At 75.7% G+C, this 17,044-nt stretch carries 13 protein-coding genes; 5 read left to right on the forward strand and 8 right to left on the reverse strand.

What is annotated here, in order from left to right; all coding sequences use genetic code 11:
• Nucleotides 1-66 precede the first annotated feature (66 nt).
• The 5 genes from BMY40_RS01100 to BMY40_RS01120 form a co-directional block, all read right to left on the reverse strand.
• Nucleotides 67-1,392, reverse strand: coding sequence for a hypothetical protein (locus tag BMY40_RS01100; RefSeq protein WP_093654378.1), 1,326 nt, complete (start codon nucleotides 1,390-1,392; stop codon nucleotides 67-69).
• Nucleotides 1,393-1,984: 592 nt separating this feature from the next.
• Complete coding sequence (locus BMY40_RS01105) at nucleotides 1,985-3,034, reverse strand: N-acetylglucosamine kinase (RefSeq protein WP_093654380.1); 1,050 nt, start codon at nucleotides 3,032-3,034, stop codon at nucleotides 1,985-1,987.
• Nucleotides 3,025-4,320, reverse strand: coding sequence for a family 4 glycosyl hydrolase (locus BMY40_RS01110; protein ID WP_093654382.1), 1,296 nt, complete (start codon nucleotides 4,318-4,320; stop codon nucleotides 3,025-3,027). Before BMY40_RS01110 ends, BMY40_RS01105 begins: the two co-directional genes overlap by 10 nt.
• 86 nt (nucleotides 4,321-4,406) lie before the next feature.
• Nucleotides 4,407-5,705 carry an ROK family transcriptional regulator gene (locus BMY40_RS01115; RefSeq protein ID WP_093654384.1) on the reverse strand — a complete coding sequence of 433 codons (1,299 nt, stop codon included), beginning with the start codon at nucleotides 5,703-5,705 and terminating at the stop codon, nucleotides 4,407-4,409.
• Between the two features lie 147 nt (nucleotides 5,706-5,852).
• Complete coding sequence (locus tag BMY40_RS01120; RefSeq protein ID WP_425443051.1) at nucleotides 5,853-7,013, reverse strand: mechanosensitive ion channel family protein; 1,161 nt, start codon at nucleotides 7,011-7,013, stop codon at nucleotides 5,853-5,855.
• A gap of 182 nt (nucleotides 7,014-7,195) precedes the next feature.
• Here BMY40_RS01120 and BMY40_RS01125 point away from each other — a divergent pair, with 182 nt between their 5' ends.
• On the forward strand, nucleotides 7,196-7,741 hold the full coding sequence (locus BMY40_RS01125) for an HNH endonuclease (protein WP_093654387.1): 546 nt from the start codon (nucleotides 7,196-7,198) through the stop codon (nucleotides 7,739-7,741).
• A gap of 88 nt (nucleotides 7,742-7,829) precedes the next feature.
• On the opposite strand, the gene BMY40_RS01130 is transcribed toward BMY40_RS01125, so the two are convergent.
• Nucleotides 7,830-11,072: a beta-N-acetylglucosaminidase domain-containing protein gene (locus BMY40_RS01130; RefSeq protein WP_245769773.1), complete on the reverse strand. Its 3,243-nt coding sequence runs from the start codon at nucleotides 11,070-11,072 to the stop codon at nucleotides 7,830-7,832.
• 434 nt (nucleotides 11,073-11,506) lie between these two features.
• Between BMY40_RS01130 and BMY40_RS01135 the strand changes: the two genes are divergently transcribed.
• The 4 genes from BMY40_RS01135 (at nucleotide 11,507) to BMY40_RS01150 (ending at nucleotide 15,347) form a co-directional block, all read left to right on the forward strand.
• Nucleotides 11,507-11,770 carry a hypothetical protein gene (locus BMY40_RS01135; RefSeq protein WP_093654389.1) on the forward strand — a complete coding sequence of 88 codons (264 nt, stop codon included), beginning with the start codon at nucleotides 11,507-11,509 and terminating at the stop codon, nucleotides 11,768-11,770.
• Nucleotides 11,771-11,806: 36 nt separating this feature from the next.
• Nucleotides 11,807-14,053, forward strand: coding sequence for a 4-alpha-glucanotransferase (gene malQ, locus BMY40_RS01140; protein WP_093654391.1), 2,247 nt, complete (start codon nucleotides 11,807-11,809; stop codon nucleotides 14,051-14,053).
• A 10-nt stretch (nucleotides 14,054-14,063) separates the two neighbouring features.
• Nucleotides 14,064-14,363 carry a hypothetical protein gene (locus BMY40_RS01145; RefSeq protein ID WP_093654393.1) on the forward strand — a complete coding sequence of 100 codons (300 nt, stop codon included), beginning with the start codon at nucleotides 14,064-14,066 and terminating at the stop codon, nucleotides 14,361-14,363.
• Between the two features lie 294 nt (nucleotides 14,364-14,657).
• Complete coding sequence (locus BMY40_RS01150; protein ID WP_093654395.1) at nucleotides 14,658-15,347, forward strand: MFS transporter; 690 nt, start codon at nucleotides 14,658-14,660, stop codon at nucleotides 15,345-15,347.
• 32 nt (nucleotides 15,348-15,379) lie between these two features.
• On the opposite strand, the gene BMY40_RS01155 is transcribed toward BMY40_RS01150, so the two are convergent.
• Entirely contained in the window at nucleotides 15,380-15,586 is a 207-nt protein-coding gene (locus BMY40_RS01155; RefSeq protein WP_093654397.1) for a DUF397 domain-containing protein, read from the reverse strand.
• Nucleotides 15,583-16,416, reverse strand: coding sequence for a helix-turn-helix domain-containing protein (locus tag BMY40_RS01160; protein ID WP_093654399.1), 834 nt, complete (start codon nucleotides 16,414-16,416; stop codon nucleotides 15,583-15,585). Before BMY40_RS01160 ends, BMY40_RS01155 begins: the two co-directional genes overlap by 4 nt.
• Nucleotides 16,417-17,044 lie beyond the last annotated feature (628 nt).

Below are 17,044 nucleotides of genomic sequence, written 5' to 3' on the forward strand. Positions count from 1 at the left end.
CAGCGCGTCCAAACCCGTCCTCCGCGGCCGCGCCGGCCGGCGCACGGCGGCCGGAGGCCCTGCGGTTCACCGCAACTCCCCGTCTCCACGCGCCGGTTCGCCACCGGCCGGTCCGCCGTCCGCCGGTCCGCCGGGCGGCACCAGTGCCTCCAGCGCCGCCTCCCGGTAGCGCAGCACCGCCTGCTCGGCCGCCCGCAGGTCGCACGGGGCGCTCCACAGCAGCCGCCGGGCGGCGTCGTACCGCTCCGCCAGCAGCGGATCGTCCGCCATCCCGCGCCGCGCCACCCGCGCGCGGTAGGCGTCCAGCCGGCCGCGCAGCTCCGCCCGTACCGCCAGCGGCGCGGTCACGGCGGTCAGCGAGGCGCGGGCCCGCTCCAACTCCTCGTCGGCGCGCTCCTCCAGACTCTCCAGCAGCGGCGACAGCCGGTGCCAGCGGGCGTGCCGCCGGTGCTCGGCGGCGGTCGCGAGCTGCTCGTACAGGGCGGTCGGCGGCCCGCTCACCGCGGGCACCTCCACCGCCGCGATCTTCGCCAGCACCTCGCCGCGCGCCGTCCGGGCCTCGGCCAGGGTGCGGTCGGCCCGCGACAGCACGTCGCGCAGCCGCATCAGCCGCTGCTCGGCGTCCTGCCGCACCTGGAGCACGGCGTCGATCTCGCGCCGGACGTCCTCCAGCGCGCGGGCCGCGCGGTCGTACCGGACGGTGTCGGGGCGCCCGCCGCCGGGGGCCGAACTCCCGCCCGCCGACACCCAGAAGGCCAGCGGGTCGGCGACCACCTCGGCACGCAGCGCGGTCAGCTCCGCGGTGGTGCGCTCCAGGTCGTCGCCCGCCGGATGCTCCCCGGGGCGCACGCCCACGGAGTGCGCCAGGGAGCGGATGCGCTGGAGCTCGGCGGAGAGCATGTCTATCCGGGCGGGCAGCGCCGACCACACGGAGTCGGCGGCGGCGACGGTGTCGAGGGCCTGGGCGTACCAGCCGTTCATCCGGGCCACCAGCTCGGCCAGGGTGATCCGTTCGACGGAACCGGAACCGGAACCGTCGGCGGCGGGGACGGCGACCGCCGGGCCGCGCAGCCGCTCGGTCAGTTCGGCGAGGTCCTCCGGCGCCGGCCAGCGGCTCCTGCCGCGCAGTTCGCGCGCGGAGTCCAGTGCCGCGGTGAAGGCGTCGAAGTAGGTCCACAGCAGCGAGACGGCCTCCTCGGTCCGCGCCCACCGCTCCTTGGTGGTCCCGGTCAGCTCGGCGCCCTCCAGCAGCCTGCGTCCCGCGTGGTCCTGGAGCGCGTACAGGGAGGTCTCCACCGCCTCGTGCTCCGCGCCGAACCGCGCCAGGGCACGGTCCACCTCCTCCCGGGCCATCACCGGTCCGCCCGGTTCGGCAGCCCCGTCGTCCCCCATCGGTCACCTCACCGCTCGTGTCGTCTTCGCGTCCGTGCTCGCTTCCGGCGTTCGCTCGGTCCCGGTGGGCCGGGGCCGGCCGGGAGCGCCGGGTCCGCTGCTTCCATCTTGTCGGCCGGACACCGCCCGTGTACGGCCATCCGCGGACTGCCCAGCCCACTCGGGCGGTACTCCTCCGGCGCCTTGTTGACGCGGATCACCGGATCACCGGATCCCCGTCCCCTCTCCCGCCCCTGCCCCCGTCCCCGGGCCCGTCGCGACGCCGCGCGGCCCCCGGGCCGGGAGCCCGCCGGCGCTCCCGGCCCGGACGGTACGGCGCGAGGACCCGGGCGCGAACACAGGCGGGGCGGGCGGCAGGGGGCGGCGGGGGAGGGACGACCGGCGGGTGTGCCAATGTTCGGGACCCCCCTCGGCCGCCGGCGAACAGGGCCCGCGCCCCCGTGCGTCGGGAGGCGGAGGAGCCCGGTCAGCAGTATGACGGCCGAGAGCCGTGACGGCACCGCTCCGGCGGGATCTTGTTCGGATCGCGACCCCTCCCGGGCGTGCGATCCCCGGCGCGCGTGCACCCGGCGCACGTGCACCCGGGCACGTCTCAGGCGCGCGCGGTGTGGCCGGCGTAGTGGGCGCGCAGCCGGGCGTACGGGGCGGGGCCGGCCCCCAGCCGGTCCAGGGCCAGCAGAGCGGCGCCGAGGACCGGGGGAGCGGTGACCACGTGAACGGTGGCCAGCGGCGCGCGTTCGGCCAGCAGGGCCAGCAGACGGTCGTGCAGGAGAGGATGCCGGGCGGCCGCGACGCCGCCGCCCAGCACCACCGGCGCCGGGGTCCCCAGCAGGTCCAGCCGCTCCAGCGCCACCGCGGCCATCACCGCGATCTCCTCGGCCTGCCGGTGGACCAGGGAGCGGGCCACGGCGTCGCCCCCGGCGGCCACCGCGAAGAGGACGGGCACCAGCTCGTGCCTGCGTTCACCCGGCAGATCGCCCAGGTGGAACGCCTCGATCAGCGCGTACATGCTGGGCAGCCCGAAGTGCGCGGGCAGCGCCCGGGCCAGCTCGGTGTCCCCGCCCCGGCCGTCCTCGGCGCGGGCGGCGTGCCACAGGGCCTCCTCCGCCAGTCCTCCGCCGCCGCCCCAGTCCCCGGAGAGGCGGCCGACGGCGGGGAAGCGGTGGACACGGCCGTCGGCGGCGACGCCGGCGCAGTTCACGCCCGCACCGCACACGACGGCGACCCCGTGCCGGGGTGGTCCGTCGTCGGGCAGGCCCGCGCGCAGGAGCGCGAAGGTGTCGTTGGCCACGCGGGTGGTGCGCCCCCAGCCGAGGGCGCCGATCCGCTCCGCCAACTCCCGTTCCTCGCGGGGCAGGTCGGCGTTGGCCAGGCAGGCCGACACATGCTCGGCCAGGGGGACGCCCGCCCGCGTGTCCGGTCCCGCCGCCTCCAGGCCCGCCGCGTCCAGGCCCGCATCCCGCGCCGCCCGGGCCACCGTCCGCGCCAGCGACGCGACGGCCGCCCCGGCCCCGACCGCCGGCGGCCGGAAGCCGCCGCCGCGCGCCGAGCCCAGCACCGTCCCGTCCGCCGAGACCAGCACCACGTCGGTCTTGCTGTTGCCCGCGTCGACGGCCAGCGCGGCGGCGGGGGTCAGGCCCATGCGAGGTACTCCCGGTTGTGCGCGAGCAGACGGTCCGTCAGCTTCTCGGCGAGGGCGTACCGGCCGACCAGGGGGTGGGCCAGCAGCGCGGCGAACACCCGGTCCCGGCCGCCGCGCAGGGCGGCGTCCAGCGCCAGGTGCTCGTACGCCGTCACGGCCGAGATCAGGCCGGTGTGGAGCGGGTCCAGCGGCGGTACGGGCAGCGGCTCCGCGCCCGCCGGGGAGACCGCGGCCGGGACCTCGACCACCGCGTCGTCGGGGAGGAAGGGCAGTGTGCCGTCGTTGCGGACGTTCACCACCTGCGCACCTCCGCCCGTACCGCCTGCACCGCCCGTGCCGCCCGTGCCGCCGCCGAGAAGGGCCGCGGCCAGGGCGACGGCCGCCTCGGAGTAGTAGGCGCCGCCGCGCTTGGCCAGCAGCTCGGGCTTGGTGTCCAGCGCCGGGTCGGCGTACATCTCCAGCAGCCCGCGTTCCATCGCGGCGACCTCCGCCGCCCGCGGGGGCCGGTCGCGCATCTCGGCCACGACCTCGTCGTGGGTGTAGAAGTAGCGCAGGTAGTACGAGGGCACGGCGCCCAGCCGGTGCAGGAGGGGCTCGGGCAGCCGCAGGTCGGCGGCGATCGCCGCGCCGTGCCGGGCCAGCAGCCCGGGCAGCACGTCCCGCCCCCGCGGCCCGCCCAGACGCACCCCGAGCTCCCAGGTGAGGTGGTTGAGCCCGACGTGGTCGAGGTGGACCTCCCCGGGCTCCACCTCCAGCAGCGCGGCGAACTTCCGCTGGAGCCCGATCGCCACGTTGCACAGGCCCACCGCCCGGTGGCCCTCGTTCAGCAGCGCGCGGGTGACGATGCCGACCGGGTTGGTGAAGTCGATGATCCACGCGCCGGGGTTGGCGCGGCGCACCCGTTCGGCGATGTCCAGGACGACGGGGACGGTGCGCAGTGCCTTGGCCAGTCCGCCCGCCCCCGTGGTCTCCTGCCCGACGCAGCCGCACTCCAGCGGCCATGTCTCGTCCCGCTCGCGGGCCGCCTGGCCGCCCACGCGGAGCTGGAGCAGCACGGCGTCGGCGTCCGCGACGGCCGCGTCCAGATCGCCGGTGGTGGTGACGGCGGCCGGGTGGCCGGCGCGGGCGAGCATACGGCGGGCGAGACCGCCCACCAGCTCCAGCCGGTCCTCGGCGGGGTCGGCCAGGACCAGCTCGGTGACCGGGAGGGCGTCTCGCAGCCGGGCGAAGCCGTCGACGAGTTCGGGGGTGTAGGTGGATCCGCCGCCCACCACTGCGAGTTTCACGGGACTGCCTCCTGGGGCCTCGGGAGCGGTTGTCGAAGTGCCGGGGATCGGGGTGCGGGGGTGCGGGGGGCAGGCTCGGCGGGGTGTCAGCGGGAGGTGTCGAACACCTCGTCGCGGGTGGTGGCCAGGGCGCTCTCCAGCGCGCCGCTCAGCACGGGGTCCCCGGTGACGGCCCCGAGGACCAACCGAGGCCGGGGAGCCGCGAGTTCGGCCAGCTCCCGCTGGACCAGAGCGCGCAGCACCTCGCCGCCCGCGGCGAGCACGCCGCCGGACAGCACGATCAGCTCCGGGTCCAGAACGGCGACCAGCGCGGCCAGCCCGGTCGCGAGCCCGGTGGCGGCACGCCGCAGCAGCTCGCCGTACGGGCCGTCACCGCCGTCCTGTCCGCCGCCGTCCTGTCCGGCCTCCGGGCCGGCCCGCTCCACCGCGCGGGCGAGCAGTTCCGCCGCCGCCTCGCCGTCCCGGCCGGAGGGGGGCTCGATGCCCAGCTCGCGCGCCGTCCGCAACAGCGCCTGCGCGCCGGCCAGTTCCTGGAACCCGCCCCTGTTGGCGCGGGCCACCTGCCGGACCAGTGGGGCGCCGGGGACGGGCAGGAAGCCGACCTCGCCCGCGCCGCCGGTCCAGCCGCGGTGCAACCGCCCGCCCAGCACCAGCGCGGCGCCCAGGCCCTGCTCGTTCCAGAGCAGGACGAAGTCGTCGTGGCCCCGGGCGGCGCCCAGGCGCTGCTCGGCGACGGCGGCGAGGTTGACGTCGTTGTCGTACTCCAGCGGCATCGGCAGCGCGGCGGCCAGCTCCTCCAGCAGGTCGGGGGAGTGCCAGCCGGGCAGGTGGGAGGCGTAGCGCAGCCGTCCGGTGCGCGGGTCGAAGGCGCCGGGGGTCCCGATGACGACGCGGTGCAGCGCGGACCGGGTGAGCCCGGCCGCCCCGGCGGCCCCGTCCACGGCGGCCACGACCTGCCGCACGACCGGCCCGGCGGGCTGCCGTCCGGACGCCCCGGACGCCCCTGACGCCCCTGACGGTCCCGGAGCCCCGGAGCGCCCCGGCGCGGGCACCTCGAAGGAGCCGACGGTACGGCCGGTGATGTCGGCGACCGCGGCACGGATCCGGGTGGCGGTGACGTCGAGCCCGGCCACGTGCGCCGCGGCCGGATCGAGCGAGTAGAGCTGGGCGTTCGGCCCCGGACGGCCCCGGCTGGCGCCGGTGACCCGGACCAGGCCCGCGGCCTCCAGACGGGCCAGGAGCTGGGAGGCGGTCGGCTTGGACAGTCCGGTCAGCCTGCCGATGCGGCTGCGCGAGAGCGAACCGTGCGCGAGCAACAGTTCGAGGGCGGCGCGGTCGTTCATCGCGCGCAGCACCCGGGGCGTCCCCGGAGTGGTCCCGGTCATGGGCCCCTGCCCTTCCGTGGACTGTAAGGAAGGTTTCCTGTCCTGTCGCCGGGACACTAGAGCCCGCCTCCGGCCCACGTCAACGGACGTGCCGGAGGCGGGCTCCCGCGCCGTTCGTGCCTGCCCGCCGCGCTCCGCGACCGCGCCCTACGGCCGGGGTCCGCCGGCGCCCCCGGCCCGCCCGAGGCCCCCCGGCTCCTTCGCCAGGCCCCTGGCCGGGTCCTTCAGGGCGTCCTTCGCCGGATCCACCGCGTCCTTCACCGCGACCGGCCCCTTCGCAGGATCCTTCGCCGGCCCCTTCTCCAACCCCCTGGCAGGTCCCTTCTCCAGCCGGGTCCGCCCGTGCCCCGGCGCGTCCGGCTCCCCCTCCAGCCTCCGCAGGGCCGCCAGCGACTCCTCGTCCACCATCCGGATGCCCCGCGCGTCCAGCGCCCGCTTGATCCGCCAGCGCAGCTCGCGCTCCACCGGCAGCGCCTTGCCCGGCATCGTCTTGGCCGAGACGCGGATGACCATGGTGTCCAGCGTCACCGAGTTCAGGCCCAGCACCTCCACCGGCGCCCACAGGACCTCGTCCCACGGCGCGGAGGTCGACATCTCCTCGCCGGCCGAGGCGATCGCCGAGCGGACCTCCTCCAGGTCCTCCTCGGAGCGGACCTCGACGTCCAGGGCGGCCGTCGCCCAGCCCTGGCTCAGGTTGCCGACCCGCTTGATCTCGCCGTTGCGCACGTACCAGATCTCGCCGTCGTCGCCGCGCAGCTTGGTCACCCGCAGCCCGATCTCCAGGACGGTGCCGGTGGCCTCGCCCGCGTCGATGCGGTCGCCGACCCCGTACTGGTCCTCCAGCAGCACGAACATCCCGCTCAGCACGTCCGTGACCAGATTGCGGGCGCCGAAGCCGATCGCCACGCCCGCCACACCGGCGCTGGCCAGCAGCGGGGCCAGGTCGATGCCGAGGGTGGACAGCACGATCAGCAGCGCCGTCCCCATGATCACGAATGTGGTGACGCTGCGCAGCACCGAGCCGATGGCCTCCGTGCGCTGGCGCCGCCGCTCGGCGTTGACCAGCAGACCGCGCAGCGCGTTGCCGCTGGCCTCGGCCTCGGCGTTGCGGTTCATCCGGGCGATCAGCCGTGTGATGGCCCGTCTGACCACCGAGCGCAGTACGACGGCGATGACCAGGATCAGGGCGATGCGCAGGCCGATGGCGAGCCAGGTCCCCCAGTTCTCCTCTATCCAGCCGGCGGCGTTCGTGGCGGTCTCGTGCGCCTCGTCTACGGAATCCACCCACAACACACTAACGGGGGACACCCCGTCGAACAGGCCGCATCACCCGGGGTAGCGGCGGCACCAGGCGGGGGAGGAACAGCGTGTGGTCGAAAACACGCTCAGCGCGTTACGCGATCGTGGTGGCGCCGCCACCGGGGCGCGGGACACACTGGGGGAGATCGTCCCGGCGCGAGCCACGCGCCGCCGACGTACAAGGAGGCACCGTGCCGCACGTCCTGGTCCTCAACGCGTCGTACGAGCCGCTCGGCGTCGTACCGCTCCGCCGCGCGCTCATACTCGTCCTCAACGGCAAGGCGATCAGCCTGGAGGACTCCGGCGCCCTCATGCACAGCGCGACCCAGGCCATACCCGCCCCCAGCGTCGTCCGTCTCAAACGCTTCGTGCGTGTGCCCTTCCGGGGCACGGTGCCGCTCACCCGCCGCGCCCTGTTCGCCCGTGACGGCGGCAGGTGCGCGTACTGCGGTGGCGTCGCGACCAGCGTCGACCACGTCGTCCCGCGCAGCCGCGGCGGGCAGCACTCCTGGGAGAACGTCGTGGCGGCCTGCCGCCGCTGCAACCACGTCAAGGCCGACCGCCACGTCTCGGAGCTGGGCTGGCGGCTGCGCCACCAGCCGGCCCCGCCGAGTGGTCTGGCCTGGCGGATCATCGGCACGGGGCACCGGGACCCGCGCTGGCTGCCGTATCTGCGCCCCTACGGCGCGGACGACGCCCTCGCCCGGATCGAAGGCAGGACGACGACACCCGCCTGAGGTCCGGGCTTCCTCCGTACGGGGCCGGTGACGGCCCCGTATCCGGTGCGCCCGCCCCTCCCGCTCCCGGCCCCGCTCCTCCCGGCTCCTAGTCCCGTTCCCCCTCCGGCTCCAGCACGGCGTAGGCCTCCACCGACCACAGCGAGACACCGAAGCGGGTCGCCCGCTCGTCGGCCACCACCCGCACGTAGCGGGTGCCGGCGGGCGCGTCCATCCGCACCGTCTCCCGGCCGCCCCGCCCGTCGCGGACGGTCGCGGCCGTGCTCCAGTCCCTGCCGTCGGCGGAGACCTGGACGCGGTAGCGGGAGGCGTACGCGTCCTGCCAGTGCAGCCGCACCTCGCCGATCCGGGCCGGGCGGTCCAGCTCCACCCGCAGCCACTGGCCGTCCTTCGACGGGGAGGACCAGCGGGTCTCCGGATCGCCGTCGGTGGCCGCCGAGGCGGGGAAGTCCTCGGTCTCGTCGGCCGAGGAGGCGGTCCGCGCGCCCCGGGCCAGGTCCGGCCCGCCGGTGGGCGGATAGGCGCGCACCGTCAGCGTCCGCCGCAGGCTCTCGCCCTCGGCGGTGAGGGTGACCGGGATCCGGTACGTGCCCGGCCGCACGTCCTTCCCGGCGCTGATCTCGATCTCCGGGGTCGCCGGCACACCGCGCTGGAGCGTGACCCGGCGCGGGGCCCGCACCGTGAACCCCTCCGGCGCCCGCACGGTCAGCCGGCCGCGCACGTCGGTGGGCCGGTGGCCGGTCAGCCGGGCCCCTACGGCGGCGGGCTCGCCGCCGATGACTGCGTTGGCCTCCTCGCGGGAGAGCTCCAGCCCGGCGCCGGGCGAGTCCGAGTACCAGGGCGTCAGCTCGTGGATCACCGGCGCCTTCGAGCCGTCCTGCCAGGCCAGCCGTACGGCGTCCGCCCGCAGACCGCCGGTCTCCACCTCCGTCCAGCCCCGGTCGGAGAGCATGCCGAGCCGCCTCCAGCCCTCGCCCGGCACATGCGCCTCGACGGCGGCGCGGGTGTCCGCGCCCGGCTCGGACTGGACGGTGACGGCCGCCAGGGAGCGCGCCCGGGGCAGCCGCAGCACCAGCTCGTCACCGCTGCCGTCGCCCTCGCCGTCTCCCGCGCCGGGCCTCGGCTCCTCGGCGGCGCGGAAGGCCGTGGCGGGGTCGCCGTCGGCGGCGTTCTCCGGCGGGGAGCCCGGCAGCGGCGCGGGGCCGCCGCGCACCCGCTCGCCGGAGCGCTCGGCCTTCTCCGCCCCGCCGCGCGCGCCGGACCAGTCGTCGGCGGCCTTCAGCGCCCGGTCCACGAAGGCGGGCAGCACGTCCTCACCGACCGTCACCCCGCTCCCGCGGGCCTCCGCGCGCAGCCGCTGGAGCTCCAGCCGCGCCTTCCAGGCCCCGGCGCCGTCCCCGCGCCGCTGGGCGGCCAGCATGTCCAGCGCGTGCCGGCCGGCCCGCCCGTAGCGCGCCAGCTGCCGCACCCAGGGGCGCATCTCCTCGCTCAGGGCGCCGCCGGCGACGCCCGCCAGGTTCTCCGGGGAGTCGTGCAGGACGGCGAAGGCGCCGCGCAGCCGGTCGGACGCGGCGGCGAACTCCTCGTCGTCCTCGCCCGCGCGGGCCTTCCAGAAGGCGTCCAGCAGCGGGGTGAGGTAGGCGGACTCCTTCTCGTCGAGCACCGAGGAGGAGTTGTTGGCGGCGAGGGCGTGCAGTGCCTCGCGGGCCCGCTTCCCGGACTCCCCGGACGCCGCGGACTCCCCCGGCTGCCCGGATCTCCCGGACTCCTCCGTCCCGCCGCCCGTCGCCGCCAGGTCCTCGACGGCCGCCCTCCAGGACTCCTCCGGCCGGTAGCCGCGCGGGTTCCAGGCGTAGTCGGCGACCGTGAACAGCGGCAGGCGCGAGGCCGTCGCCTGCTCCATCGCGTTGGCCAGCAGCGCGGCCGAGCGGTTGGCGACGGCCGGTTCCCGGCCGGTGTAGGGGCCGAGGAAGACGCGGTCGCCGGCGTAGTCGTTGACCGGGTAGTTGTCCATGGTGACCAGCGGGTGGCGGAAGACGGTGCGGGCCTGGGCCAGCTCGCCGCCGGTGATGGTGGCGGGCACGACCCCCACCCCCGTCCAGGCCACCTCCACGTCCGCGTCCAGCTTCTTCGCGAGCGTGTTGCGGTACTCGGTCGGGCCGTCCTGGTAGAACTCCGTCGGCAGCACCGACAGCGGCACCGCGTCGCGCCCGAAGCCGTACCGCCGCGCCAGGTGCGCCGCCACCTCGTTGGCCAGCTCCGCGTGTGCGGTGGCCGCGGCCTGAGGCCCCGTGCCGTAGCGCTCGGCGTCCGCGTCGCAGTGCCACTCGGTGTAACTGGCGTCCTCGAAGCGGAGCTGGAACGCCCGCACCCCCAGGGCGGCCATGGCGTCGATCTTGCGCAGCAGGGCCCTGCGGTCCTCCCCGGAGGCCAGGCACATCGACTGCCCCGGCGAGACGGCCCAGCCGAGCACCACGTGGTTGCGCCGGGCGCGCTCGGCGAGCTCGCGGAACTGCGCGCGCCGCTCGGCGGGGTAGGGCTCGCGCCAGCGCGACTGGCGGAACGCGTCGTCGCCGGGGGCGTACAGGTAGCGGTTCTGCTTGGTGCGGCCCATGAAGTCCAGGTGGGCCAGCCGCTCGTGGTGCGGCCAGGCCTCGCCGTAGAAGCCCTCCGTCGTGCCGCGCACGGGAGAGGCGGGCCAGTCGCGTACAACGGCCCCGGTGATCCGAGCCCCGCCCTCGCCGGTGGTCACCAGCTGCCGCAGCGTCTGCGCGGCGTGGAACAGCCCGTCCGGGCCGACGCCGGCCAGCGCCACCGTGCCGCCCGGCCCGTCCACGCCGTCGGCCCGGCCGGCCGCCAGCCGGTAGCCGCCCGCGGGCAGGTCGCCGCGCTCGGGTGCGCCCAGGGCGCGCAGCGCCCGTTCGGCGGCCCTGTCGCCGGCGCGCACCACCAGCCCCCGGGTGTGCGCCTCCTCGCCCGGGCGCACGGTGCGCACCTCGTGCGCCCCGGCCGCGCGCAGGACGTCGCGGACGGTGTCGAGGGCGTACGGGTCGGCGTCCTCGTCGGCGACCAGCAGCACCTCCCGGCCGACGGGCACGGACGGACCGCGCGTGCGCAGGGACTGGGGGCGCGGCCACACACCGGGGGCGCCCTCCAGGCGGACGCGGTCGTCCGGGCCCGCGGCCTCCCGCGCGGGCTCCTCCGCGGCCCTGTCCTGGGGCGGGGCCGAGTGTGCGGCCGGTGCGCCGCCGAGCAGTCCGCCGAGGACGGCCGCGACCAGTGCCGTCGCACCGGTCCGGCGTGTGGCGCGGCCATGCGTCGCGTGGTTCACGTCTTCCTCAGGCCCCTCTCGACCCGTTTCCCGGCCCGTTGCCCCCGCCCGGTTCCCCGCTCCGGCCCGGAGCGGCTCCCCGGCCGGGCAACGGGCCCGCCGATCGGTGACGAGCCCATCACCGCCGTGGTGAGGGTGTCAACGACAGGGGCCGAAGTGCCCGGTTTGTCGACCGGTGCGGCCGAGGCGGGACGGGCCGGGGCCGGGCGCCCGGCCGTACGCGCGACCGGACGGCCGGCCCGCGGGGAGGCGGTAAATCTTGGCCGAGATGCCCGCTTTGCTCGAATGCCCTACGCTGACAGGCGCGTCACACCGCGAAATCATCGGCGGCAAGCATGTGAGCCATGTCACGTTTATGCCGCCGAAAGTGTCTGGGATCCGCCTCAGTGGGTAGGGCCCTGATGTCCGACCGACAGCAACGAACGGAGGCCTCCGTGGCCGCGTCCGCTGAACTCCTCGCCCCCCTCCCCCTGTTCCCCAAACAGGGGCAGGAGCCGATCGACCTGTCCGGAGTCTCCGACCCCGACTCCGGCCTGGACGGCTCCTGCTCCTGGGACTACGCCGAGACACCGCTGACCAGCGAACCCCCGCTCGCCGACGCCGCCCCGCTCACCAGTGAGCCGCCGCTGGCCGCCGAACTCCCGCTGACCAGCGAACCGGCCGGGGTGGGATACGGAACGGATTCCGCGGAGATCTAGGCCCCGGAGAGCCCAGGGAGAGCGGAGGGAGTTCCCATGAGCCGACTGGCGCGACTGGCCGCGGCGCACGGAGTCTGCACCTCCTACGACCCGGCCCCGGGCCGTACGATCCGGGTGCCCGACGACACGATCGTCGAAGTGCTCGCCGCACTGGGCGTCGACGCCTCCACCCCGGACGCCGTACGCGACGCCCTGGCGCGCCACGCGCGCGAGGAGGCGGCCCGGCTGCTGCCGCCCACCGTCGTCGTACGCGCGGCCTCCCGCGGCGACGCCTCCCGGCCCGCCGTGTCCCAGCCCGCCGTCCGCGGCGGCGTCCCCCCGCTCCCCGACGGCACCGCGCTGAGGGTCGAGACGGAGGACGGCCGCACCCTGGACTGGGGGACGGATCCGGACGCCGACGGCGAGCGGCTCCCCCTGGGCTGCCACACCCTCCACGCCGAGGCCCCCGGCGGCCGCACCGCGAGCGCCGCCCTGATCGTCGCCCCGGACCGCTTCCCGGCCGTCCGGGGCCGCTCCTTCGGCCTGCTCGTCCAGCTCTACTCGCTGCTGTCCTCGCGCTCGTGGGGCATGGGCGACCTCGCCGACCTCGCCGACCTCGCCGCCTGGTCCGGGCGCGCGACCGGAGCCGACTTCATCCAGCTCAACCCCCTGCACTCGGCCGTGCCCGCCGCCGACGGCGAGAGGGTGGACCCCTCCCCCTACCGGCCCTCCTCGCGGCGCTTCGCCGACCCGGTGCACCTGCGGATCGAGGAGATCCCCGAGTACGCCTACCTGCGCGGCGAGGCCCGCGCGAAGGCGGACGAGCTGCTGACCCAGGCCGCCGAACTGCGCGAGGCCACCCTCGCCAAGGACGGGATGATCGACCGCGACGCGGTGTGGTCGCTCAAGCGCCGCGCCCTGGAACTGGTGCGCACCGTCCCCCTCGGCCCCGGCCGCCACGTCGCGTACTGCGACTTCCTCGCCGAGCAGGGCCAGGACCTGGAGGACCACGCCGTCTGGTGCGCCCTCGCCGAGATCCACGGGCCGGACTGGCGCTCCTGGCCCGCCGGCCTGGACGACCCCCGCTCGGCCGCCACCGCCCGCGCCCGCGGCGAACTGCTGGACCGGGTGGACTTCCACACCTGGCTGGCCTGGCTCACCGACGCCCAGCTCGCCCGCGCCCAGCGCACCGCCCGCGACGCGGGCATGTCCATCGGCCTGGTGCACGACATGGCCCTGGGCGTCCACCCCTCCGGAGCGGAGGCCTGGGCGCTCAAGGACTTCCTGGCCACCGGCATGTCCATCGGCGCCCCGCCGGACGCCTTCAGCCCCCACGGCCAGGACTGGGGCCTGCCGCCCTGGAACCCGGGCGCGCTGGCCGCCTCCGGTTACGCCCCCTACCGCACGCTGCTGCGCGGGCTGCTGAGGCACACCGGCGGCCTGCGCATCGACCACGTGATGGGCCTGTTCCGGCTGTGGTGGATCCCCGAGGGCCGCCCGCCCACGGAGGGCGCCTACGTGCGCTACGACGCCGAGGCCATGCTCGGAGTGCTCGCCCTGGAGGCGTACCGCGCCGGATCGGTCGTCGTCGGCGAGGACCTGGGCACCGTCGAGCCGGGCGTGCGCGGGGAGCTGGCCGGGCGCGGCGTGCTGGGCACCTCCGTGCTGTGGTTCGAGCGCGACTACGACCACATCCGCACCCCCAACCACGAGACCCCCCAGCCGCTGGAGCCGCAGGACTGGCGCGCCGACTGCCTGGCCACCGCCACCACCCACGACCTGCCCAGCACCGCCGCCCGGCTCAGCGGCGACCACGTACGGCTGCGCGACGGCCTGGGGCTGCTGGCGGGCCCGCTCGCCGAGGAGCAGACCCGGGACGCCATGGAGACCGCCGAGTGGATCTCCCACCTGACCCGTCTGGACCTGCTGCCGGAGGGGCCGGGCGAGGAGGAGAGCGAGATCAGGGGCCTGTACCGCTTCCTGGCCCGCACCCCCGCGAAGATGGTCGGGGTCTGGCTGCCCGACGGTGTCGGGGACCGGCGCCCGCAGAACGTGCCGGGCACCTGGGACCAGTACCCCAACTGGCGGCTGCCCGTCGCCGACGGCGACGGCAGGCCCGTCACCCTGGAGGAGCTGGTCACCTCGCCCCGGATGCGCGATCTGCTGGAGACGGTGTACGAGGAGCTGCACGGGCCGCGCGAGCGCCGCATACCGGCACCCGGACAGCACGGAGGGCAGCACGAGGAGAGCCACGCCGAACCCGAAGACCACCCTGGACGCGTGACCTCCGGAGAGGTTCGCTAGCGTTGACTCCGTGGACAACAAGGTCAAGGTCAACGAGAACGTCAGGAGCGCCGGCACCGCCGTGCGCGCCGGATTCGTCACCGCCCTCACCGCGCTGACGCTGCTGGTCGCCTCCCCCTCCGCCCTCGCCCTCTACCGCGACGACGGCGACGACCCGGGCACCGGCCTGAGCGTGGTCGAGACCCTCGGCCTGTACGTCGTGGCGCCCCTCGCCCTGTTCGCGATCATCGCCGCGCTGGTGATGGTCGGCGACAAGTCCTCGCGCCCGAGCGGCCAGATCAGCGGCCGGCAGGAGCCCAACCGCGGCTGATCCGCGGCCCGCCGTCCCCGGCGCATCGCGGCGGGGCTCCGGGCGGCGGACCGGCCCTCCACCGGGCTGCCGGTGACCGGCCGTGTGATCGGCCCGGCGAACCGGCCGCCGATTGGCCCTGCCGGGAGGACCGGACGGCTCCGTAGCGTCACGGCATGACCCTGCGGACACGGCCGGCTCCGCCCCGGCGGCCTGGCCCTCCACCTCGACACCGCCGCCGCGTACCGCGCGGTCCTGGCGGCGGACGCGCTCGCCTTCCTCGCCGCCGCCCTCGTCCTGACGCGCCTGCCCGCCGTGCCGCCCACCCCGCCGGCGGCGTCCGGCACCCCGCGACTGGCCGTCCTGCGCGACCGCCCGTACGCGCTGATCACCGCGCTCCACGCGGCGCTGCTGCTGTACATGCCGCTGCTCAGCGTCGTCATCCCGCTGTGGGTGGTGCAGCGCACCGAGGCCCCGCGCTGGACGGTCGCGGCGCTGCTGATGCTCAACACCCTCGGCGTTGTCGCCCTCCAGGTCCGCGTGGCGCGCGGGGTGCGGGACCTGCGCACCGCCACCCGCCACATACGCGCCGCGGGCGTGCTGATGCTCGTCTCCTGCGCGGCCTTCGCCCTCACCGCCGTCCCCGCCTCGCCGTGGACGGCCCTCGCGGTCCTCCTGGCGGCCGCCTGCCTCCAGGTCCTGGGCGAGACGGCGCTGGCCTCCGGTGCCTGGGAGATCTCCTTCGGCCTCGCCCCGGAGGGCCGCCAGGGCCAGTACCAGGGCTTCTTCGGCACGGGAGCGGCCATCGCCCGCATGCTCGGCCCGCTGCTGCTGACCTGGCTGGTCCTGGGCGGCGGCCCGGCGGGCTGGCTCGCCCTGGGCGCGGCCTTCCTCACCGCCTCCTGGGCCATGGGCCCGGCGGTCCGGTGGGCGGCGGCCTCCCGGCCCGCCGATGCCGCCGCTGTCTCCGCCTCCGGTCCGGAACCGGCCGCGACCGCGCCGTAAGGCGCGGTGGCGCGCGGGCCCGGCGCGGGCCGTCAGAGCATGCCGCCCTTGACCGCCGTCACGAAGGCTGACCAGCCGGCGTTCGGGAAGACCAGCGCGGGCCCCTCGGGGGCCTTGCTGTCGCGGACGGGTATGACGCCGGGGAAGCCGTCGGCGACCTCGACGCAGGCTCCTCCCTCGCCGTTGCTGTAGGACGACTTGCGCCAAGCGGCGGCGCTCGGGCCGTGGTTGGTGCTCATGGTGTCTTGTAGTCCTTCGCGACCGATTCGATCAGGGCAAGGGACGCCTTGGGTGCGAGGGCGGCGGCCCTGACGTGATCGTAGGAGCGGTTGAACTTGGCCACCAGCGCCGGTTCATCGATGAGTTGGCCGGTGTGAGCACCTTCGGTGTAGGCAACGGGCGGGGCCTCGTTCGACGTCATCAGAATCGTGGTGCCGTACATCAACGGGTGCGGCCCAGCCGAGTATGGGACCACCTGCACGATGACGCGCTTGTGGTGGAGTCCCAAGTCAATAAGGTGGTTGAGCTGGTCGCGCATGACCTTGGGGCCGTCGACAGGCACGTGAAGTGCGGCCTCGTGGAGGATCGCCCACACCTCCGGGGCCTCGGGGTTGTCCAGACGCCGACTCCGGTCCATACGACCGGCTACGAGTTCGCGCACCTCGTCATCGTCCGCGTAGGGCAGCGTCGCTTGCGTGAGGCCGCGTGCGTAAGCCTCGGTCTGCAACAGCCCGGGCACCAGCACCGGCGAGTACTCGCTGATCGTCGCCGCCAGCATCTCCAACTCCACCACGTCCGCGAAGTAGTCCGGATAGCGGGACTTCCGGGCCAGCCGGCACAGGCGCTGCAGGTGTTCGCCGGTGCCGAGGATCTCGTCGAACAGCCTGGAGGTGTCCGGCTGCGGGCGGCGCACCGCCGTCTCGAACTGGCCGACGTAGGTGCCGGAGCAGAAGGCGCGCTCGCCGAGCTGGGACTGGGTGAGCCCGGCCGCCTCGCGCAGGCGGCGCAGTTCCGCGCCGTAGAAGGTCATGGGTGAGGCGTACGGGTCGAGTTGCCTGGGCTCGGTCATGGCGGGATCCCCCTGTCACGGAACGGGCATGCGGGTTTGGACTGCCGTTCCACGCAAGCACACAGAGTGACCGGAACGGCGTGTTCGGCGAAGGATTCCCCCGAAGGGGTGCCAGGCCCCCACGGCCTTGCCCAACAGTGGAAGTGCGGGCCGGAACGGGCCGTATGCGCGGCCTTCGCCGAGGTTGCCCGTCACCACACGGGCCCCTGTACCGATGAACACTCCCGCCGGCACCGCCCTGCTGGACGGCCTCCTGAGCCTCCGCCCGCCGGAGCCCGCCGATGAAGGGCGGGGCGGGGAAAGCGCCGGACGTACTTCCAGGTGGGACCGGGGGCGTTTCGCGAAGCCGCCGTCGGCGTCGGCGCAGGCAGGCGGGGACTGTGGTGGGGCCCGAAGTCGGGGGTGCTGTCCGGCAGTTCGCTTGGTCCAACCCCTTGACCGAGGGCGGTCCGCCGCTAAGGTCTAGACCTGAGCACCTCAGGTCTAGACCTCAGGTCAGCCTCTGTCCTCGTCCCACGGCGCTGTCCGTGTGAGGGCACGGCGCGTGGACGGCGACACCTCTCGCGGCATCCGGTGTGTCCACGCTCCCGCGCCACCCGGCGGGGCGGTGCGACCGGCACGGCGTGCG

The sequence above is a fragment of the Streptomyces radiopugnans genome (genome assembly GCF_900110735.1).
Taxonomy (GTDB): domain Bacteria; phylum Actinomycetota; class Actinomycetes; order Streptomycetales; family Streptomycetaceae; genus Streptomyces; species Streptomyces radiopugnans.

Excerpts from the sequence above, each read along its gene's own strand:
- BMY40_RS01100 (WP_093654378.1), bottom strand. The coding sequence starts at position 1,392 with ATGGGGGACGACGGGGCTGCCGAACCGGGCGGACCGGTGATGGCCCGG.
- BMY40_RS01105 (WP_093654380.1), bottom strand. The coding sequence starts at position 3,034 with ATGGGCCTGACCCCCGCCGCCGCGCTGGCCGTCGACGCGGGCAACAGC.
- BMY40_RS01115 (WP_093654384.1), bottom strand. The coding sequence starts at position 5,705 with ATGACCGGGACCACTCCGGGGACGCCCCGGGTGCTGCGCGCGATGAAC.
- malQ (WP_093654391.1), top strand. The coding sequence starts at position 11,807 with ATGAGCCGACTGGCGCGACTGGCCGCGGCGCACGGAGTCTGCACCTCC.
- BMY40_RS01155 (WP_093654397.1), bottom strand. The coding sequence starts at position 15,586 with ATGAGCACCAACCACGGCCCGAGCGCCGCCGCTTGGCGCAAGTCGTCC.
- BMY40_RS01160 (WP_093654399.1), bottom strand. The coding sequence starts at position 16,416 with ATGACCGAGCCCAGGCAACTCGACCCGTACGCCTCACCCATGACCTTC.